The following is a 20,099-nucleotide window of genomic DNA, read 5'->3' as shown; positions in this document are numbered from 1 at the left end:
CGGGATCGTGCAGAAACAAGAAAGCCAGGCATCGCGCCTGGCTTTTTTTTAGGCCTTTTACTAGACGACTATTGCCGGGCGAAGGCGGCGATGGGGTCGTCGTCTTCCTGGGTGGGCGCAGGGGCGGGCGGGGGGGCTTCTGGGGCGGGCGCCGGCGTCATCGGCAAATTACTAGCTGCCACCACGCGGCGGGCGCCGTTGTAGCGGGAGGCCCAATAAGACTTGCCCATGTCCTCGAGCCGCACCGTGCCACCGGTGGCGGGCGCATGGACGAAGCGGTTCTGGCCGACATAGATGCCTACGTGGGAATTGGCGCGTCCCGTGGTGTTGAAGAACACGAGGTCGCCGGAGGCCACCTGGCTGCGGTCCAGCGACGAACCGCGCTGGCCCATCTGCTCGGTCGTGCGGGGCAGGTTCACGTTGGCGGCGCGCTGCACCACGTAGCGAACCAGGCCGCTGCAATCGAAACCGGAATCGGGGGTGTTGCCGCCGTAGCGGTAGGGGGTGCCGACCAGCGACATCGCCTGGATCGAGATTTCCTCAAGTCCGGCGCTCGGGTCGATCATCGGTTTGCCGGGTGCCCGGGGCACGGACGAACCCTGCCGGGGCGGCGGCCCGCCGGCGCAGGCGGCCAGTAGCAGCGCGGCGGCACTCACCGCGAGGGCGGCGGTGCGGGAGGCATTGAGAGAGAAAAGGCGAAGCGGGCGCTGCGGCATCCTTCTTTTTGTTCGGTTGCCGGGTCACGCGTCCGTCCGCGGTGCAGCGCGGTTAGCGCATTGTTAATGCATCACCAGCGAAGCTGGGCGTTGCGCGTGCCGGTGCTGATCTTCATGGACTTGGCCTGACCCTTATAGGTCGCTTCGATATTGTAGCTGCCTTCGGGCGCACGTATGAGGCAGCGGGGGCCGCCAGCCTTGAAATTGGCCACCGGCTGGCCGTCGCGTGTCAGATTGACGTCAACTTCCGACAAAAATTCGCCATTCGGGCCCTGTGTGAACAGGATGCCCATGTTGAAGTTCTTCTCCTGCTCGGTCAGTTTGGCGCGCTCATCCTCCGCCACGCCGCCGCAGACATAGCTGACGGGGCCCATCGTGCGGATGACCATTTCCTCGGCCGCCCGGGCCGGACGCCAGGTGGCGGCGACGACCAGCGACGTGCCGATCAGCGTGGCCGCCAGGATGCGGCGCCGCCGCGTGGTGCGCGAATGGCGGGAAAACAGGGTCCGTGGATTGCCGGACAGGTAGGGATTGAACGATTGTGGCTTGTCCATCGACGCCTCCATATCGACATGAACACCGGACGATCATAGCGCCACTGCCGCGCTTTGGCTGTCAGCCAAAGCCCGACGCGACGTGACGACATGGGCGGGCATCCACGCGGACGCCCGGATCCGGGTAAAAGGGAGACGAACGCCGCCCGGCGGACAATGCCGGGCGGGCGGTACTTAAAGAACGTCCGCCGCGTGGTCGGCCAGGCGCGAGCGTTCGCCGCGCGCCAGCGTGACGTGGCCGCTGTGGCTCCAGCCCTTGAAGCGGTCTACCACATAGGTCAGGCCCGACGAGCCCTCGGTCAGGTACGGCGTGTCGATCTGCGCGATATTGCCCAGGCAGACGATCTTGGTACCGGGGCCGGCCCGCGTGACCAGCGTCTTCATCTGCTTCGGCGTCAGGTTCTGGGCCTCGTCGATGATGACGAACTTGTTCACGAACGTGCGGCCGCGCATGAAATTCATGCTCTTGACCTTGATGCGCGAGCGGATCAGCTCCTGCGTGGCCGCTCGGCCCCAGTCACCGGCGCTGTCATCGCTCTTCTGCAGGACTTCGAGGTTGTCGTCGAACGCGCCCATCCAGGGCTGCATCTTCTCTTCCTCGGTACCCGGCAGGAAGCCGATGTCCTCGCCCACGGGCACGGTGGCGCGGGTGACGATGATCTCGTTGTAGAGCTTCTGGTCCAGCACCTGCTCCAGGCCGGACGCCAGCGCCAGCAGCGTCTTGCCGGTACCGGCCTGGCCCAGCAGCGTGACGAAGTCGATGTCCGGGCTCATCAGCAGGTTCAGCGCGAAGTTCTGCTCGCGATTGCGGGCCACCACGCTCCACACGTTGTTCTTGTTGTGGGTGTAGTCCTTCAGGGTCTGGAGCAGGGCGGTCTTGCCGTTGATTTCCTTGACCTGCGCGTACAGCGGCAGGCTGCCGTCCATCGGCTCCAGGTAGACGAACTGGTTGACCAGGAACGACGGCACCAGCGGCCCGGTCAGGCGATAGAACATGGCGCCGGACTTCGGGTCCTGCCAGCTTTCCACGCCCTTGCCGTGCTTGGCCCAGAAGTCGTTGGGCAACTGCATCACGCCCGCGTAGAGCAGGTCCTTGTCTTCCAGGACCTGGTCGTTGAAGTAGTCCTCGGCCGGCAGCCCCAGCGCACGCGCCTTGATGCGCATGTTGATGTCTTTCGACACCAGCACGACCTGGCGCTCCGGGAACTGCTGCTGGAGCGCACTGACCACGCCCAGAATCTGGTTGTCGGCCTTGCCCTGCGGCAGGCCTTCGGGCAGCTTGATCTCGTTCAGGCGGGTCTGGAAGAACAGCTTGCCCTGCGCATCGCGGTTGCCGAGCGTGGCCAGCGGCAGGCCGTCGTCGAGCACGCCGTCGGTGGCGCCGACCAGCGAGTCGAGCGTGCGGCTGACCATCCGCGCGTTGCGAGCGACTTCGCTCATGCCCTTCTTGTGGTTGTCCAGCTCCTCGAGCGTCATCATCGGCAGATAGATGTCGTGCTCTTCGAAGCGGAACAGCGAGCTCGGGTCGTGCATTAGCACGTTGGTGTCCAGCACGAACAGCTTGCTGGGCCCCTCGGCCTTGCGGGCGCGGCGCGTGGGGCCGGCCGCCGGCTTGACCAGGCTCACGGCCGGCGCGGACGGGGCGGTCGTGGCTGGCGCCGGGGCGTCCGGGGTGCGGGCGCGCGTGGGGCTGCCGGCGCGGCCGCGCGTGGCGGGCGCCTGGAGGTCGCCCGTGTCACCGGTCGGGCCTGAATCGAGCAATGCCTCGCGCTCGAGCGTCGGCACAGGTTTCTTACCCTGCGCGGCTTTGGCCTTGGGCAGTGAGACCGGTGCGAATTCGCTCGGGTCCAGCAATTGGGCAGGCTTGGCGGGCATGGTAGGCAGCGGCATGCTTGGACATCCTTTCAGGGGGGCGGAAAAGGGCAGGCAAACAAAAAAGCCGCCATGCCTGATGAACAGGTGTGGCGGCTTCTTCGCGGACCCCGGACACGGCAGGTCCGCTACCAGCCCGGGGACTTTCTCTCCTGGGCCGGAACGGTACAACAGCGTGGCAACTGGGATCTGAACGCATTACGGGCCAATGTATCCGAACGTTTTCGGTTTGGCAATGACCCTGCGGACGGAGTGTTGCGCGGTGTTGCGCCCGTGGCAGTGGCGCCTGGCGGACTAGATCTTGCGGATGAGTTCGAGGACTTCGTCCACGTGGTTCGGCACCTTGATGCCGCGCATCTCGTGCCGCAGGATGCCCTTGCCGTCGAGGATGAAAGTGCTGCGCTCGATCCCGCGCACTTCCTTGCCATACATCTTTTTCATCTTGATGACATCGAACAGGCTGCAGAGCGCCTCGTCGGCGTCCGAGATCAGCGCGAAGGGCAGCTCAAGCTTGGCCTTGAAGTTCTCGTGAGACTTCATGCTGTCGCGCGAGATGCCGAACACCACGGCGCCGGCCGCCTCGACCTCGGCGTACTGGTCGCGGAAGTTCATCGCTTCGGTGGTGCAGCCCGGCGTGTTGTCCTTCGGGTAGAAGTACAGGACCACGGTCTTGCCGCGCTGGCCGGCAAGATGGAACTCCCCGCCGGTAGCGGGGGCGCGGAAGTCCGGAACGGCCTGGTTGAGACTGACTGTCATGCTGGTGGCTCTCCTGGATGGCGGTGCATCATCGGTGATGGCGGCCCGTTTGTTGTGGGGGGATCCGGGCTTGTGCCATGGCGGGTGCAGTTTGGGGCAGTCGGCCAGACTTCAAGCGTGGCGTGTGCTCAACCTCGGCAGGTTGCCAGCCGATATTCGCACCAGGGGGCCCGCCGCTCAAGCTTCGTCGATCGGCTCCACCAGCAGGATCGCCGCCACCTTGCGGCCCTCGGCCATCAGGATATTGTAGGTGCGGCATGCGGCCTGGAGATCCATGGCGTCCACGCCGATATGGCGGCGAGCCAGCGCGGCGGTCAGGCGCGGGTGGGGAAAACGCAGCTTGTTGCCGGTACCCAGCAGGACGACTTCTGCCTGTTTATCGAGCAGGACGTCGAAATGGGCGGGTTCCAGGTCCTCGAAACGGGCAACCGGCCACGGCTCGACCGGGCCTTCCGGCATGACGAGCACGGACTGGTTGTGGCGGACCAGGTTGATTTCGATATACCCGGGGCCGTAGCTGGTCACGGTATTGAGATTGTGGGGTTTGTCAGCGTGGAGTTTCAAGAGGGGGCTCGCGGTGGCAGGATCGTGCGCCCGGCGCGGGAAAGCGTCGCTGCAATGCAAGAATCCATGCCGAAGTCTGTCATAATCCGATAAATTATAGCTTTTGCCTCCCTGTCTGCCACGCGCCGGGCACATCACCGCGGATGCGCCGCCGTCCGCCCAGACTTGCCAGGACATTCCAGAAGATTCCGAAAATCCGCTGCCACGGAGACCGGCAGCCTGCCCTGACATCGCCAACACCGCCGTGAAACCCATCCAGAAATCGAACAAGCTCCAGAACGTTTGCTATGACATCCGCGGCCCGGTGCTGGAAAAGGCCCGGCAGATGGAGGAGGAAGGGCACAAGATCATCAAGCTGAACATCGGCAACCTGGCCGTGTTCGGTTTCGATGCCCCGGAGGAGATCCAGCAGGACATGATGCGCAACCTGCCCAATTCGGCAGGTTACTCGGACTCCAAGGGCATCTTCGCGGCGCGCAAGGCCATCATGCACTACACCCAGGAGAAGAAGATCCAGGGCGTGGGGCTGGACGACATCTACGTGGGCAACGGCGCCTCCGAGCTGATCGTGATGTCGATGAACGCGCTGCTCAACAGCGGCGACGAGGTGTTGGTGCCGGCGCCGGACTACCCGCTGTGGACCGCCGCCGTGAGCCTGTCCGGCGGCACTCCGGTGCACTATATCTGCGACGAGGCCGACGACTGGATGCCGGACCTCGACGACATCCGCAAGAAGATCACCCCGAACACCAAGGCGATCGTCGTCATCAACCCGAACAACCCCACTGGGGCGCTGTACTCGGACGAATTGCTGCAGGAGATCGTGGCCATCGCGCGCGAGCACGGCCTGATCATCTTTGCCGACGAGATCTACGACAAGGTGCTGTACGACGGCCATTCGCACACCTCGATCGCCGCGCTGTCCACGGACGTGCTGACAGTGACCTTCAACGGCCTGTCGAAGAACTACCGCTCGTGCGGCTACCGCGCTGGCTGGATGGTGGTGTCGGGCGACAAGCGCCCGGCGCTGGACTATATCGAGGGCCTGAACATGCTGTCCTCGATGCGGCTGTGCGCCAACGTGCCGGCCCAGTGGGCCATCCAGACCGCGCTGGGCGGCTACCAGAGCATCAACGACCTGGTGGGCGAGGGCGGCCGGCTGCGCCGCCAGCGCGACCTGGCCTATGAGCTGATCACCCAGATCCCCGGTGTGAGCTGCGTCAAGCCCAAGGCCGCGCTGTACCTGTTCCCCAAGCTCGACCTGTCGATGTACCCGATCCAGGACGACCAGGAATTCATCTACGAACTGCTGCAGGAATCGAAGGTGCTGCTGGTGCAGGGCACCGGCTTCAACTGGGGCGCGCCGGATCACTTCCGGATCGTGTTCCTGCCGCACGAGGAAGACCTGCGCGAGGCCGTGACGCGCGTCGGCCGCTTCCTCGAAACCTATCGAAAACGTCACGGCACGGCCTGAGCCGCCGCGGCGCCCCCGTTCATCCCGCATCAAGCAACCCAGAGTCAGACGTCCATGCAACCCATTAAAGTCGGCCTTCTCGGCATCGGTACCGTTGGTAGCGGCACGTTCAACGTGCTCAAGCGCAATCAGGAAGAAATTCGTCGCCGTGCAGGCCGCGGCATCGAGATTGCGATGGTGGCCGACCTCAACACCGAGCGCGCCCGGGAGCTGACCGGCGGCGAGGTGGAAGTCGTCAGCGATGCCAACGAGGTGGTCACCCGCCCGGAAATCGACATCGTGGTGGAGCTGATCGGCGGCTACGGCATCGCCCGCGAGCTGGTCCTGAAGGCCATCGAGAACGGCAAGCACGTGGTCACCGCCAACAAGGCGCTGCTGGCCGTGCATGGCAACGAGATCTTCGAAGCTGCGCGACGCAAGGGCGTGATCGTGGCGTTCGAGGCCGCCGTGGCTGGGGGCATCCCCATCATCAAGGCGCTGCGCGAGGGCCTGACCGCGAACCGCATCCAGTGGATCGCCGGCATCATCAACGGCACGACGAACTTCATCCTGTCCGAAATGCGCGACAAGGGCCTGGACTTCGACGTGGTGCTCAAGGAAGCCCAGCAGCTGGGCTATGCCGAGGCTGACCCGACCTTCGACATCGAGGGCATCGACGCCGCCCACAAGGTCACGCTGATGAGCGCCATCGCCTTCGGCATGCCGGTGCAGTTCGACAAGGCGCACGTGGAAGGCATCACCAACCTGTCCGCCATCGACATCAAGTACGCCGAGGAACTGGGCTACCGCATCAAGCTGCTCGGCATCACGCGCCGCCGCGAGGAGGGTGTGGAGCTGCGCGTGCATCCCACGCTGGTGCCGGCATCCCGCCTGATCGCCAATGTGGAAGGCGCGATGAACGCCGTGCTGGTGCAGGCCGACGCCGTGGGCACCACGCTGTACTACGGCAAGGGCGCCGGCGCTGAGCCGACCGCCTCGGCCGTGATCGCCGATCTGGTGGACGTGACGCGCCTGCATACGGCCGATCCTAACCATCGCGTGCCGCACCTGGCGTTCCAGCCGGACGAGCTGTCCAGCGTGCCGGTGCTGCCGATCGAGGAAGTCACCAGCTCCTACTACCTGCGCATGCGCGTGTCCGACGAGACCGGCGTGCTGGCCGAGATCACGCGCATCCTGGCCGAGGGCGGCATCAGCATCGACGCAATGCTCCAGAAGGAGTCGCGCCAGGGCGAGCCGCAGACCGACATCATCATCCTGACGCACCTCACGCGCGAGAAGCACGTGAACGCCGCCATCCGCGGCATCGAGTCGCTGCCGACGGTGCTGTCCGCCGTGACGCGCCTGCGCATGGAAGAACTGAACTAAGACGCCCTCGCTCATGCAATACCAATCGACGCGCGGCCATGACATGCCGCAATCGTTCTCCGAGATCCTGCTGGGCGGCCTGGCGCCGGACGGTGGGCTCTACCTGCCGAAGCAGTACCCGCAGATCACGGCCGACGAACTGGAAGCCTGGCGCAAGCTGTCCTATGCCGACCTGGCGTTCGAGGTGCTCTCGCGCTTCTGCGACGACATCCCCGCCGACGACCTGCGCGCGCTGACGCGCCAGACCTACACCGCCGAGGTGTACTGCAACGCACGTCCGGGCGATAACACGGCGGACATCACTCCGCTGCGCACGCTGGGCGAGGAAGGCGGCACGCCGCTGCAACTGCTGGGCCTGTCGAACGGCCCGACGCTGGCCTTCAAGGACATGGCGATGCAGCTGCTCGGCAACCTGTTCGAGTACGCACTGCGCCGGGCCGGCCTGAAGCTGAACATCCTCGGGGCGACGTCCGGCGACACCGGCAGCGCCGCCGAGTACGCGATGCGCGGCAAGGACGGCATCCGCGTGTTCATGCTGAGCCCGCACCGCAAGATGAGCGCGTTCCAGACCGCGCAGATGTTCAGCCTGCAGGACCCGAACATCTTCAACCTGGCCATCGAAGGCGTGTTCGACGACGCCCAGGACATCGTCAAGGCGGTGTCGAACGACCACGCCTTCAAGGCGCGCCAGTGCATCGGCACCGTCAATTCGATCAACTGGGCGCGCGTGGTGGCCCAGGTGGTCTACTACTTCAAGGGCTGGCTGCTGGCCACCGATGGCCCTGGCCAGAAGGTGTCGTTCTGCGTGCCGTCGGGCAACTTCGGCAACGTCTGCGCCGGCCATATCGCGCGCATGATGGGCCTGCCGATCGACAAGCTCGTGGTGGCCACCAACGAGAACGACGTGCTCGACGAGTTCTTTCGCACCGGCACCTACCGCGTGCGGACCTCGGCGCAGACGTACCACACGTCGAGCCCGAGCATGGATATCTCCAAGGCCTCGAACTTCGAGCGCTTCGTGTTCGACCTGCTCGGCCAGGACGGCGACAAGCTGGCCGCGCTGTTCCGCGACGTGGATGCCAAGGGGGGCTTCGATCTCTCCGGCACGCCGGAATTCGACCGCATCCGCCAGTTCGGCTTCGTTTCGGGCCGCAGCACGCATGACGACCGCCTGGCCACCATCCGCGACGTGCACGCGCGTTACGGCGTCACCATCGACACCCATACCGCCGATGGCGTGAAGGTGGCGCGCGAGTACCTGACGCCGGGCGTGCCGATGGTAGTGCTGGAAACGGCACTGCCGGCCAAGTTCGCCGACACGATCCGCGAGGCACTGGGGCACGAGCCCGAGCGGCCCGCCGCGTTCGATGGGATCGAGGCGCTGCCGCAGCGTTTCGAGGTGATGCCGGCGGATGCCGCGCAGGTCAAGGCGTACATCGCCCGGCACACCGGACTGTAAGCGACTGTCCAGCGACCGACCGGCGCCCAACTCGTTACAATCGGGTTTGCCGGGCCCGCTGCCACGGCCCCCAGGCTTCGCGCCGGGGGCTGTTTTTCATGGGCCAACCTGATTCCAGCCACGCTCACATGACCCAAGCCCCCACTCCAACTGCTGCCGCCAACCGTCCGCCGATGCTGACCATGGCCGAGGCCCTCGCGGCCCTGATGGCCGGCGTGCGTCCGCTGACGGCCACCGAGACCGTCGACACGCTCGACGCCAACGGCCGCGTGCTGGCCGCGCCCGTGACCAGCACGCTGCGCGTGCCGCCCGCCGACAATACCTCGATGGATGGCTACGTGATGCGCGCCGCCGACGTCCCCGCGCCGGGTACGCGCCTGCCGGTCTCGCAGCGGATTCCGGCCGGCCACGTGGGCACGGCGCTGGCCGCCGGCACCGCCGCGCGCATCTTCACGGGCGGCCTGATCCCGCCCGGCGCCGATGCCGTGGTCATGCAGGAGCAGTGCGTGGCCGATGGCGACGCGGTCATCGTCAATCATGTGCCGGCTTCGGGCGAATGGATTCGCCGCGCGGGCGAGGACATCGAGACCGGCGCCGAGATCCTGCCGGCCGGCACGCGGCTGACGCCGCAGGCGCTGGGCCTGGCGGCTTCGGTCGGGCAGGCGAAGCTGGATGTGGTGCGCCGCGTGCGCGTGGCCGTGTTCTTCACGGGCGACGAGCTGGCCATGCCCGGCGAGCCGCTCAAGCCGGGCGCCATCTATAACTCCAACCGCTTCACGCTGCGCGGCCTGCTCGAAAACCTGGGCTGCGAAGTGTCCGACTTCGGCATCGTGCCGGACACGCTGGCCGCCACGCGTGACACCCTGCGCCGCGCCGCCGAAGGGTGTGATCTGATCATCACCTCGGGTGGCGTCTCGGTGGGTGAGGAAGACCATATCCGGCCGGCCGTGCAGGCCGAAGGGCGGCTGGACCTCTGGCAGATCGCCATCAAGCCCGGTAAGCCGCTGGCCTTCGGCCAGGTGGCGAACGGCTCGGACAGTCCAGCGCACTTCCTCGGCCTGCCGGGCAACCCCGTGTCGAGCTTCGTCACCTTCCTGCTGTTCGTGCGGCCGTTCATCCTGCGTCTGCAAGGCGTGGCCGATGTGACGCCGCGCCGCCTGCCGCTGCGTGCCGATTTCGATCTGGAGCGTGGCGACCGCCGCAACGAATTCCTGCGCGCGCGCCTCAACGACGCGGGCGGCCTCGACCTGTTCCCGAACCAGAGTTCGGGCGTGCTGACGTCTACGGTCTGGGGCGACGGGCTGATCGACAACCCGCCGAACCAGACCATTCGTCGCGGCGACACCGTGCAATTCATCCCGTTCGACGGCCTGCTGGGCTGACGCGCGGACCCGAACATCATGCAAATCGAACTCCGATACTTCGCCAGCGTGCGCGAGCAGGTGGGGCAGGGCGCCGAGCGCGCCGAGGTGCCCGCCAGCGTACGCACCGTGGGCGACCTGCGCGGCTGGCTGCGCGAGCGCGGCGGCCAGTGGGCCGAGGCGCTGGCCGAGGGCCGCGCGCTGCGCATGGCCGTGGACCACGCCGTGGCCCGCGCCGACACGCCGCTGGCCGAGGGCTGCGAGGTGGCGTTCTTCCCGCCCGTGACCGGAGGCTGAGATGAGCGCACGCGTGCAGCACGATGATTTCGACCTCGGCGCCGAAGTGGCGGCGCTGCGGGCCGGCAATCCCGGCGTGGGCGCCGTGGCCAGCTTCATCGGCACCGTGCGCGATGTCACGCACGGCACGGCGGTCCGGACGATGGAACTCGAGCACTATCCGGGCATGACCGAGAAGTCGCTGGAACGCATCGAGGCCGCCGCGCGCGAGCGCTGGGCGTTGCTCGGCGTGACCATTGTCCATCGCGTGGGGCTGTTGCAGCCGCTGGACCAGATCGTGCTGGTCGCCGTGGCGTCCGCGCACCGGGGCGATGCCTTCGCGGCGTGCGAGTTCATCATGGACTACCTGAAGTCCGAGGCGCCGTTCTGGAAGAAGGAAGAAACGCCCGAGGGCGCGCGCTGGGTCGATGCGCGGGTCTCGGACGACGCGGCGCTGCGCCGCTGGGGCATCGAATCGTTCAACGCCGAATCATCGAACACATCGAACAACAATAAGGAAGGTTGAATGGGTCCGCTCGGGTTTGTGGCGGTGGGCGTCGGCGCCGCCGCGGGCGCCTGGCTGCGCTGGGGATTTTCCGTGCTGTGGAACGCGGCCAACCCGGCGCTGCCGTACGGCACGCTGGCCGCCAACCTCGTGGGCGGCTATCTGGTCGGGATCGCCGTGGCGTTCTTCCAGTCGCACCCGGGCCTCTCGCCCGAATGGCGGCTGCTGGCCGTCACCGGCTTTCTCGGCGGCCTGACCACGTTCTCGACGTTCTCCAGCGAGGTGGTCGGCAACCTGATGGCGGGCGACTATCGCTGGGCGCTCGCCCACGTGGTGGTGCACCTGGGTGGCTCGCTGGTGCTCACGGCCTTCGGCATCTGGACCTGGCGCGCGCTCGCCTAAGTATTTTCCCTTTTCCGTCAAACACTTGGCTGGCCCGATGCCTATGTATCGGGTCGCACATACAGGTTCCGGCATCGGCGCTATAGCTGGCATTCGACTGACTGCCTGCTCGCATCCAAACGCCTGAACCGTCTACTATGTCCCGGGAGGGACGAATACGACGCTCCGCCGGGCGTGCTCCCCATCGCCCCCGTCGCCCCCGTCGCCCCCGTTGGTTTGCATTTGCGGTTTGCAGTTTGCGGTTCGTAGGTCTTGTTTCTGTTTTACCGATCCGGCCCCGCCGGCATACATAACAGGAGACACCCCATGACGCATAGCCTTGCAACGCGCGCAGGAAAATTCCTAGTCGATCCACGATGCCACACCGCCGTTGCCGCCGCCGTGGCGGTGCTGCTGATTGGCGCCTGCGGCGGCGGGGACAACAACAACAGCGGTGGGGGCGGTGGCGGCCCGGTCACGCAGAACCCGAACAACCGGCCGACCTTCGTGGTGGGCACCATCGGCGTGCAGAACTACGACGGCACGACCGACGACCTGCTGACCGCCGGGCTCGGCAAGGACGGCCTGATCGCCACGGCTACCGCGCCGGTTCCCGCCGATCCCGCCGCGCCCACGGCGGCCGAGCTGCGCCGCATCGCCATCTTCAATAACTACCGCGCCATCGTCGATACCAATCCGCTGGGCGGGTACGGCTCGCTGTACGGGCCGAACGTCGATCCCCAGGGTAACGTCACCGCCAGCCAGGGCAAGGTGCCCGGTACCGAGTACATCGCCTTTGCCGACGACGGCACCGGCCAGCAGAACGTGACGATCATGGCGCAGATCCCGACCAACTTCGATCCCGCCAATCCTTGCCTGATCTCGGCGACCTCGTCGGGCTCGCGCGGCATTTATGGCGGGATTTCGGTCGGCGAATGGGGGCTCAAGCGCGGCTGTGCCGTGGCCTATACCGACAAGGGCACGGGCGCGGGGCCGCACGACCTCGACTCGGACACCGTGCCGCTGATCAACGGCACCCGCCAGGCTCGCACCGGCGCCGGCAAGCTGGCCCAGTTCGCGGCGCAGCCGGGCGCGCAGTCGCTGGCGGACTTCACCACTGCCAATCCGCACCGGCTGGCCTACAAGCACGCCCACTCGAAGCAGAATCCTGAGGCCAACTGGGGGCTGAACACGCTCCAGGCCATCGAGTTCGCCATGTGGGCGATCAACGATAAATTCGGCACCGTGGGGTCCGACGGGGTGCGGCAGGCCTCCATCGGCAAGGACAAGATCCTGGTGATCGCCTCGGCCGTCTCCAACGGCGGCGGCGCGGCCATCGCGGCGGCGGAGCAGGATACGAACGGCCTGATCGACGGCGTGGCTGTGGGCGAGCCGAACGTGAACATGCCCGCCGTGCCGGCCATCACGGTGAAGCGGGGCGGGGTGACGGTGGGGTCATCGGGGCGGCATCTGTATGACTACACGACCACGGCGAACCTGTTCTCGCTTTGCGCGGGGCAGAAGGTGCTACCTGCACCGTTTACGCCCAGTCCGGCGCTACAGGGTGGCAACCGATGTGCGTCGCTGGTAGGTGGTGGCCAATTGGCGGGCGCTGATCTCATCGCGCGGGCCGACGATGCCTTGGACCATTTGCACGCGGCCGGCTGGGAGCCAGAGTCAGATGTGCTCCATGCTTCGCTTTCAACATTCGAAGTGGCCAGTTCGATCTCAGTGACGTACGCCAACTCGTATTCCCGTGCCAGCGTCACCGACAAACTGTGCGGTTACACATTCGCCTCGCCCGGCGCGGCTGACAACAAGCCCGTGACCATCCCGCCAAACACATTGGCCCTGACCTTCTCCACCGGCAACGGCGTGCCACCCAGCACGGGGGTGACGCTCATGAACGAGAGTGCCCAAGGTGGCGCGATCCGCGACTTCGTCTCGATCAATGCTGACGGCACCCAGGACGCCAACCTGCCCGGCGCCAATTGCCTGCGCGACCTGCTGACCAACAGCGCAGCACTCCAGGCGGGCATCGGCCAGACCTTGCGCACGGGCAATCTGCGCGGCAAGCCGGCGATGATCGTCCATGGCCGCAGCGACGGCCTGCTGCCGGTCAACCACACGTCGCGGCCTTACCTGGGGCTGAACAAGGTGGCCGAGGGCACCAGCAGCAAACTCTCTTATATAGAGGTGACCAACGGCCAGCATTTCGACGCCTTCATCGACGTACTGCCTGGCTACGCCAACACCTTCATCCCGCTGCACGTGTACCTGAACCGGGCGCTTGACGCCGTGTACGCCAACCTGCGCAGCGGCACGGCCCTGCCGCCGTCCCAAGTGGTGCGCACCACGTCACGCGGAGGCACAGCCGCCCCGGCACCGCAGATCCTGCCCTCGAACGTCCCCCCGATCGCCGCCACCCCGGCGGCGGGCGATGTGATTTCGGTGAGTGGATCGACGGTGAACGTGCCGAACTAGTCGGGTAAGTGCGTTAAACGCCACATTTCCCGTCGAGAGACCCCACATCTCGACGGGAGCGTTCTGACCCCAGTCAGTTTGATGACCGCTTTCGAACAATTCCTATTGGGCCTGGCGCGCCCCTAAGCCAATCTCGATGCTCGTTTCACGAAGGAGCATCGAGTCATGATCGATTTGACGTTTTATCTCAACGACCGGCCCATGAGTCGGCTTCGGGCCGGCGTACTCGATGTGCCGGCATTCTCGGGACGAGATGGGGACATCAATAGTTATCTTGCCGCCTGTCGCAAGAACTCCGGTCCGATCACGCCTGGCACTTATTACGTGTTAGACCGGCCCTCCGGCGGGCGTTTGAGATGGTTTCGGGAGCAAAATCCGTTTTCGACCGACAGGCGCAGGTGGTTCGCCCTCTTCGCCGCGGATGGAAGAGTGGACGATGTCTCGCACCGACTTTGACCGCCTGAGGGCTTTGCTCAAAGCATCGACTGTCGGCCGGATTCCCAACACGGATGTTGCCTGCTACGGCAGACTCACGGTCAAGAGGTCCACGCCGTGACGGCGGTCTTAAAGGCACTTGTCAAAGTCGTGTTGCTGGCCGCGTGGCTTGTGCTTTGTCCTCTGTACCTGACTGCCAAGTGGCTGGATTACTCGGAGGTCATTTCTATTCCTCCGTGGCTCGGACAGTGGTTGTTCGACCATTACCGGCGTTTCGATCCCGCTGAGGACGGATACAACTTCGAAGCGTTGTTGTATTGGCTTCCCTCGTTTCTGACGACGCTGGTGGTCACTGCGGTCGCCATATGGCTTTGGCGCCGCCGCTCGAAATCCGCCCGTCAGCCTTGAAATGTCAAGTCAAAGCCCTATCTTTCCGAAGTAACGTGTCCGGGCCGGGCCACCCCGCGCAACAGGACACACTTTCCTAGAGAGAGAGGGATCCGAATGCGACTTGATAAATTCACCACCCGGTTCCAGGAGGCGCTTGCTGATGCGCAGAGCCTGGCGCTGGGTCACGACAACCAGTACATCGAACCGGTGCACCTGCTGCGCGCGCTGCTGGCGCAGAACGATGGCGCCGCGCGCACGTTGCTGGCGCGCGCCGGTGTGAACGTCAGTGGGCTGCAGACCACGTTGGACGCCGCCATCAAGCGGCTGCCGCAGGTGCAGGGCACCAACGAGGTCCAGGTGGGCCGTGACCTCAACAACCTGCTCAACGCCACCGAGAAGGAAGCCATCAAGCGCAATGACCAGTTCATTGCCAGCGAGCTGTTCCTGCTCGCCGTGGCTGACGACAAAGGCGAGGGCGGCCGTATTGCGCGCGAGCATGGGCTGTCGCGCAAGTCGCTCGAGGCGGCCATCCAGACCGTGCGGGGTGGCGACACCGTGCAGAGTGCCGATGCCGAATCCCAGCGCGAGGCGCTCAAGAAATACACCGTCGACCTGACCGAGCGCGCCCGTGCGGGCAAGCTCGACCCGGTGATCGGCCGTGACGACGAAATCCGCCGCTCCATCCAGATCCTGCAGCGCCGTACCAAGAACAATCCGGTGCTGATCGGCGAGCCGGGCGTGGGCAAGACCGCCATTGTCGAAGGGCTGGCCCAGCGCATCGTCAACGGCGAGGTGCCCGAGACGCTCAAGAACAAGCGCGTGCTGGTGCTCGACATGGCCGGCCTGCTGGCTGGCGCCAAGTATCGCGGCGAGTTCGAGGAACGGCTCAAGGCTGTGCTGAACGACGTGGCCAAGGATGAAGGCCAGACCATCGTCTTCATCGACGAAATCCACACCATGGTCGGCGCGGGCAAGGCCGAGGGCGCCATCGACGCCGGCAACATGCTCAAGCCGGCGCTGGCGCGCGGCGAGCTGCACTGCATTGGCGCGACCACGCTCAATGAGTACCGCAAGTACATCGAGAAGGACGCCGCGCTGGAGCGCCGCTTCCAGAAGGTGCTGGTGGAAGAGCCGAGCGTGGAGGCGACCATCGCCATCCTGCGCGGCCTGCAGGAGAAGTACGAACTGCACCACGGCGTGGAGATCACCGACCCGGCCATCGTCGCGGCGGCGGAACTGTCGCACCGCTACATCACGGACCGCTTCCTGCCGGACAAGGCCATCGACCTGATCGACGAGGCCGGCGCGCGCATCAAGATGGAAATCGACTCCAAGCCGGAGGCGATGGACAAGCTCGAGCGCCGCACGATCCAGCTCAAGATCGAGCGCGAGGCCGTGAAGAAGGAGAGCGACGAGGCGTCGCGCAAGCGGCTGGAGCTGATCGAGCAGGAAATCGAGCGGCTTGGGAAGGAATATGCCGACCTGGACGAGATCTGGCGCGCCGAGAAGGGCGCTGCCCAGGGCGCGGCTGCGCTGAAGGAAGAGATCGAGAAGATCAAGCTCGAGATCACCCGGCTGCAGCGCGAGGGCAAGCTGGACAAGGTGGCGGAGCTTCAGTACGGCAAGCTGCCGGAACTGGAAGGCAAGCTGCAGGCGGCGACCAAGGCCGAGGCCAGCGAGCAGAGGCAGCCGAACAAGCTGCTGCGCACGCAGGTGGGTGCCGAGGAAATCGCCGAGGTAGTCAGCCGTGCCACCGGGATTCCGGTCGCCAAGATGATGCAGGGCGAGCGCGACAAGCTGCTGAAGATGGAAGACCGCCTCCACGCACGCGTGGTGGGCCAGGACGAGGCCGTGCGGCTGGTGTCCGACGCCATCCGCCGCTCGCGTGCCGGCCTGGCGGACGAGAACAAGCCCTATGGCTCGTTCCTGTTCCTGGGGCCGACCGGCGTCGGCAAGACCGAGCTGTGCAAGGCGCTGGCCGAGTTCCTGTTCGACTCGGAAGACCACCTGATCCGCATCGACATGAGCGAGTTCATGGAGAAGCACAGCGTGAGCCGGCTGATCGGCGCGCCCCCGGGCTACGTGGGCTACGAGGAAGGCGGCTACCTGACCGAGGCGGTGCGACGCAAGCCGTATGCGGTGATCCTGCTCGATGAAGTCGAGAAGGCGCACCCGGACGTGTTCAACGTGCTGCTGCAGGTGCTGGACGATGGCCGCCTGACCGATGGCCAGGGCCGCACGGTCGATTTCAAGAACACGGTGATCGTGATGACCAGCAACCTGGGCTCGCACCTGATCCAGTCGATGTCCGGCGAGCCGCAGGACGTAGTGAAGGGCGCGGTCTGGCAGGAGGTGCGCACGCATTTCCGCCCCGAGTTCCTGAACCGGATCGACGAGGTGGTGGTGTTCCACTCGCTGGACCAGCAGCACATCGAGTCCATCGCCCGCATCCAGCTGCAACGGCTGCAGGCGCGTCTGGCACGCATGGACATGACGCTGGACGTGACCGAGGCGGCGCTGGAGAAGATTGCCAGCGCAGGCTACGACCCGGTGTTCGGCGCCCGGCCGCTGAAGCGCGCGATCCAGCAGCAGATCGAGAACCCGGTGGCCCGCGCCATCCTCGAAGGCAAGTTCGCCGCCAAGGACGTGATCCCGGTGGACTACGAAGACGGCGCGTTCACGTTTGGGAAGATGGTGGACTGAGCGGCTGGCAAATCTGCCGGTACAAGAAAACGGCCCGGAGGGGGATACCCTCCGGGCCGTTTTTCGCATCTAGTTGCCTTCTGGAATCGCTCGCAGGAGCCTGCGGGAAAGGAGGGTGCGCATGTCGCGGCGCGTGTCGCAGACGATGTGGATGTACAGGACGTCAGCCCTGACCTCGTAGAGGATTCGGTTCATGCCCGAGATGACCTGTCGGTACTGCCGGAGGCCGAGGTCTGCCAGTTCGTCGGGGATGGCACCGCCTTCCGGAAAGGCCTGGACCGTGCGCACCGAGTCCTTGGTGCCCTGCAAGGTTTCCTGCCAACTTGCCTTGCCGAAGCGCCGGACGATGTAGCGGCGCAGTTCGTGCAAATCCTCTTCTGCCGCTGCAAGGAAGACGGCCCTCACGCGTCGTCGTCCTTATCTAGGTCGGCGAAGACGTCCTCCACATCACGAAAACGCCCGCGCTCGATGTCGCGGGCGCCCATCGCCAGCAGCTTCAGCAGGGCGAGGGTTTCTTCCTGTTCCTCGAACGTGCGCACATCCATGACCACGAGCTTGGCCTCGCCGTTTTGGGTGATCAGCATCGGCTCGCGCGACGCCGAGATGTCCTTGACGATCTCGGCGGCGTGGCTTTTGAGGTAACTGATGGGTTTGACCTGGGTGGAGAATTTCACGGCTTGGCTCCCTCGGTCCATGGTGGATGGGGTCCAAATATAGACCAAATATGGTCTTGTCCGCAAGTATTCCCGCCTGGAGTCAGCTTCCCCGCCACACCGGCGACCGCTTGGCCACGAACGCATCCACCCCTTCCCGGAAGTCCTCGCTGCCATAGCATTGCCGGACGAGGTCGTCGGTGTCTGCCACGGCGGCTACGGTCTGGCGGCGGAGGGCTTCCTTGACCACGGTCTGGGTGACGGGGGCCAGGGCGCCGAGGCGGTCGCAGAGGGCGGCGACTTCGGCCTCCAGGGCGTCGGGCGCGTGCACGCCTTCGAGGAAGCCGCAGGCCAAGGCGGCGTCCGCGTCGAGGATCTGGGCCAGCAGCAGCATGCGGCGCACCGGTTGCAGGCCCCACGCGGCGCGCAGCCGGGTGAGGTTCAGTGCCGACAGCGTGTTGCCCAGCGTGCGGGCGATCGGCACGCCGAAGCGGGCCTTGGGCGTGCCGAGGCGGAAGTCGCAAGCCGTGGCGATGGCGAGCCCGCCGCCTACCGCCCAGCCTTCGACAACTGCCACGGTAGGCATCGGCAGCTGCTCGACCAGCTGGATGCCTTCGTCGATGCGTGACTCGTAATCCACGCCATCGTCGCCACTGGAAAACTGCTGGAACTGGGCGATGTCGGTGCCGGCCACGAAGGCCTCGCCGCCCGCGCCGCGCATCACCACCACGCGCGCGCCGGCCGTGCCTTGCGCGGCCAGCGTGCGGCAATGCCCGGCCAGTTGCTCGTACATCGCCCAGGTCATCGCGTTGCGCGCGGCGGGGCGGTCGAAGGTGAGCGTGGCGATGCCGCCTGCCATCGTCAGCGTGACCTGCCCGTCCGGGGACGGCAGCGGGGCGCTCATGATCCGAACGCGCCGGCCGTCGCCAGCGACTGCTGTTCGTCCTGCGAGAGACCCAGTTCGGCCAGGATTTCCTTGGTGTGCTGGCCCAGCAGCGGCGGCGGGCGCCGCACCTGCTGGGGCGTGCCGCCCATCTTTACCGCGAAGCCGATATTGGGCACCTTGCCCTCGATCGGATGGTCGATCTCGATGCGCATCTGGCGATGCTTGCCGTGCTCGCTGTCGAACGCCTGCGGGTAGGTCAGGATCGGCCCGGCCGGGATGCCCACGGCGAGCAGCCGCTCGATCCATTCATCGCAACTCGCCTTGGCGAAGCTCTGCTCCAGCTCGGCGATCAGCGCCGGCCGGTTGGCCAGCCGCAGCGACACGCTGGCGAAGCGCTCGTCCTTGAGCAGGTCATGCCGATCCAGCGTCTGGCACAGCAACTGCCACAGCTTCTGGTTGGTGGCGCCCATCACGAAGTAGCCGTCGGCGGCCTTCATGGCCTGGTAGGGCGCGCTCATGCGGTTGGCCGTGCCCAGCGGCTCGGGCTCGCGCCCCGTGCCCCAGTACTCGCATGTGTCCCACACCGAGAACGCCAGCGCGGAGTCGAACAGCGACGCATCCACGTACTGCCCCTTGCCCGTCTGCTTGGCGCCGATATAGGCTGCCAGCATGCCGTAAGTGGCGAAAAGCGCACAGCCGATATCGGCGACCGGCACGCCAGCCTTCACGGGCGCGCCGCCGGGGTAGCCGGTCACGCTCATCACGCCCGACATGGCCTGCGCCATCAGGTCGAAGCCGGGCCGGTTGGCCCACGGCCCGCTCTGGCCGAAGCCCGAAATGCTCACGTACACCAGCTTCGGATTGATCTTGGCCAGCGTCTCATAGTCGATGCCAAGCCGCTTCATCACGCCGGGCCGGTAGTTCTCGACCAGGATGTCGGCGGTTTCCGCCAGCCGGTAGAGCACCTCGCGGCCGGAATCGGTCTTGAGGTCCAGCGTGACGCTGCGCTTGTTCCGGTTCATGTTAAGGAAGCCCATGCTGTCCGGCCCCTTCATCTTGAAACCCATGGCGCCGCGCGTCTGGTCGCCGCCATCGGGCGGTTCGATCTTGATCACGTCGGCGCCGAGATCGGCCAGCAGCATGCACGCGTAGGGGCCGGCCATGACCTGGCTCACGTCGAGCACACGCACGCCGGCCAGCGGCAGGGGGGTGGCAGGCGCCGGGGCGCCGGATTGGCTGAGATCTGTCATCGGGTGAATCCTGAA

The 20,099-nt window shown here is 65.9% G+C and carries 20 protein-coding genes; 11 read left to right on the top strand and 9 right to left on the bottom strand.

From position 1 onward, the window contains the following. Positions 1 to 68: 68 nt before the first annotated feature. The 5 genes from BM115_RS00375 to BM115_RS00355 form a co-directional block, all read right to left on the bottom strand. Positions 69 to 716, bottom strand: a complete 648-nt coding sequence (locus BM115_RS00375) for a C40 family peptidase (RefSeq protein WP_092289444.1) — start codon at positions 714 to 716, stop codon at positions 69 to 71. Positions 717 to 787: 71 nt separating this feature from the next. Continuing rightward, positions 788 to 1,270 carry a hypothetical protein gene (locus BM115_RS00370; RefSeq protein WP_092290797.1) on the bottom strand — a complete coding sequence of 161 codons (483 nt, stop codon included), beginning with the start codon at positions 1,268 to 1,270 and terminating at the stop codon, positions 788 to 790. Between the two features lie 174 nt (positions 1,271 to 1,444). Further along, positions 1,445 to 3,160, bottom strand: a complete 1,716-nt coding sequence (locus BM115_RS00365) for a PhoH family protein (RefSeq protein ID WP_092289442.1) — start codon at positions 3,158 to 3,160, stop codon at positions 1,445 to 1,447. 276 nt (positions 3,161 to 3,436) lie between these two features. After that, positions 3,437 to 3,898, bottom strand: coding sequence for a peroxiredoxin (locus BM115_RS00360; RefSeq protein WP_092289440.1), 462 nt, complete (start codon positions 3,896 to 3,898; stop codon positions 3,437 to 3,439). A gap of 177 nt (positions 3,899 to 4,075) precedes the next feature. Then, positions 4,076 to 4,462 carry an Mth938-like domain-containing protein gene (locus tag BM115_RS00355; protein ID WP_092289438.1) on the bottom strand — a complete coding sequence of 129 codons (387 nt, stop codon included), beginning with the start codon at positions 4,460 to 4,462 and terminating at the stop codon, positions 4,076 to 4,078. A gap of 244 nt (positions 4,463 to 4,706) precedes the next feature. Between BM115_RS00355 and BM115_RS00350 the strand changes: the two genes are divergently transcribed. The 11 genes from BM115_RS00350 to clpB all read left to right on the top strand — a co-directional run bounded on the left by BM115_RS00350 (position 4,707) and on the right by clpB (position 17,295). Beyond that, positions 4,707 to 5,936, top strand: a complete 1,230-nt coding sequence (locus tag BM115_RS00350) for a pyridoxal phosphate-dependent aminotransferase (RefSeq protein ID WP_092289436.1) — start codon at positions 4,707 to 4,709, stop codon at positions 5,934 to 5,936. A gap of 54 nt (positions 5,937 to 5,990) precedes the next feature. Then, the gene (locus tag BM115_RS00345) at positions 5,991 to 7,301 is read left to right on the top strand and encodes a homoserine dehydrogenase (RefSeq protein ID WP_092289434.1); all 1,311 of its coding nucleotides are present in this window, start codon (positions 5,991 to 5,993) and stop codon (positions 7,299 to 7,301) included. Positions 7,302 to 7,314: 13 nt separating this feature from the next. Continuing rightward, positions 7,315 to 8,760 carry a threonine synthase gene (gene thrC, locus BM115_RS00340; RefSeq protein ID WP_092289432.1) on the top strand — a complete coding sequence of 482 codons (1,446 nt, stop codon included), beginning with the start codon at positions 7,315 to 7,317 and terminating at the stop codon, positions 8,758 to 8,760. Between the two features lie 173 nt (positions 8,761 to 8,933). Then, on the top strand, positions 8,934 to 10,142 hold the full coding sequence (gene glp / locus BM115_RS00335; RefSeq protein ID WP_177219841.1) for a molybdopterin molybdotransferase MoeA: 1,209 nt from the start codon (positions 8,934 to 8,936) through the stop codon (positions 10,140 to 10,142). Between the two features lie 18 nt (positions 10,143 to 10,160). Continuing rightward, positions 10,161 to 10,418: a molybdopterin converting factor subunit 1 gene (gene moaD, locus BM115_RS00330; RefSeq protein ID WP_092289428.1), complete on the top strand. Its 258-nt coding sequence runs from the start codon at positions 10,161 to 10,163 to the stop codon at positions 10,416 to 10,418. Between the two features lies 1 nt (position 10,419). Continuing rightward, positions 10,420 to 10,923 carry a molybdenum cofactor biosynthesis protein MoaE gene (locus tag BM115_RS00325; RefSeq protein ID WP_092289426.1) on the top strand — a complete coding sequence of 168 codons (504 nt, stop codon included), beginning with the start codon at positions 10,420 to 10,422 and terminating at the stop codon, positions 10,921 to 10,923. Next, on the top strand, positions 10,924 to 11,304 hold the full coding sequence (gene crcB / locus BM115_RS00320) for a fluoride efflux transporter CrcB (protein WP_092289424.1): 381 nt from the start codon (positions 10,924 to 10,926) through the stop codon (positions 11,302 to 11,304). Positions 11,305 to 11,610: 306 nt separating this feature from the next. Further along, positions 11,611 to 13,767, top strand: a complete 2,157-nt coding sequence (locus BM115_RS00315; RefSeq protein WP_092289422.1) for a 3-hydroxybutyrate oligomer hydrolase family protein — start codon at positions 11,611 to 11,613, stop codon at positions 13,765 to 13,767. Between the two features lie 165 nt (positions 13,768 to 13,932). After that, positions 13,933 to 14,223: a tlde1 domain-containing protein gene (locus BM115_RS00310; protein ID WP_092289421.1), complete on the top strand. Its 291-nt coding sequence runs from the start codon at positions 13,933 to 13,935 to the stop codon at positions 14,221 to 14,223. Between the two features lie 96 nt (positions 14,224 to 14,319). Next, positions 14,320 to 14,610, top strand: a complete 291-nt coding sequence (locus BM115_RS26990; protein WP_143093831.1) for a protein BatD — start codon at positions 14,320 to 14,322, stop codon at positions 14,608 to 14,610. Positions 14,611 to 14,706: 96 nt separating this feature from the next. Next, positions 14,707 to 17,295: an ATP-dependent chaperone ClpB gene (clpB, locus tag BM115_RS00305; RefSeq protein WP_092289419.1), complete on the top strand. Its 2,589-nt coding sequence runs from the start codon at positions 14,707 to 14,709 to the stop codon at positions 17,293 to 17,295. A gap of 69 nt (positions 17,296 to 17,364) precedes the next feature. Here clpB and BM115_RS00300 read toward each other — a convergent pair whose 3' ends face one another. The 4 genes from BM115_RS00300 to BM115_RS00285 all read right to left on the bottom strand — a co-directional run bounded on the left by BM115_RS00300 (position 17,365) and on the right by BM115_RS00285 (position 20,084). Next, entirely contained in the window at positions 17,365 to 17,700 is a 336-nt protein-coding gene (locus BM115_RS00300) for a type II toxin-antitoxin system RelE/ParE family toxin (protein ID WP_092289418.1), read from the bottom strand. Then, positions 17,697 to 17,969, bottom strand: a complete 273-nt coding sequence (locus BM115_RS00295; protein ID WP_092289416.1) for a type II toxin-antitoxin system Phd/YefM family antitoxin — start codon at positions 17,967 to 17,969, stop codon at positions 17,697 to 17,699. Before BM115_RS00295 ends, BM115_RS00300 begins: the two co-directional genes overlap by 4 nt. Before the next feature lie 82 nt (positions 17,970 to 18,051). Beyond that, on the bottom strand, positions 18,052 to 18,852 hold the full coding sequence (locus BM115_RS00290) for an enoyl-CoA hydratase/isomerase family protein (RefSeq protein ID WP_092289414.1): 801 nt from the start codon (positions 18,850 to 18,852) through the stop codon (positions 18,052 to 18,054). Further along, on the bottom strand, positions 18,849 to 20,084 hold the full coding sequence (locus BM115_RS00285; protein ID WP_092289412.1) for a CaiB/BaiF CoA transferase family protein: 1,236 nt from the start codon (positions 20,082 to 20,084) through the stop codon (positions 18,849 to 18,851). The genes BM115_RS00290 and BM115_RS00285 overlap by 4 nt, the downstream gene beginning before the upstream one ends. Positions 20,085 to 20,099: the final 15 nt, after the last annotated feature.

It is taken from the genome of Cupriavidus sp. OV096, from assembly GCF_900115455.1.
Lineage (GTDB): Bacteria > Pseudomonadota > Gammaproteobacteria > Burkholderiales > Burkholderiaceae > Cupriavidus.
The sequence above is the reverse complement of the archived record's forward strand: the minus strand, read 5'-3'. Positions and strand labels throughout refer to the sequence as shown.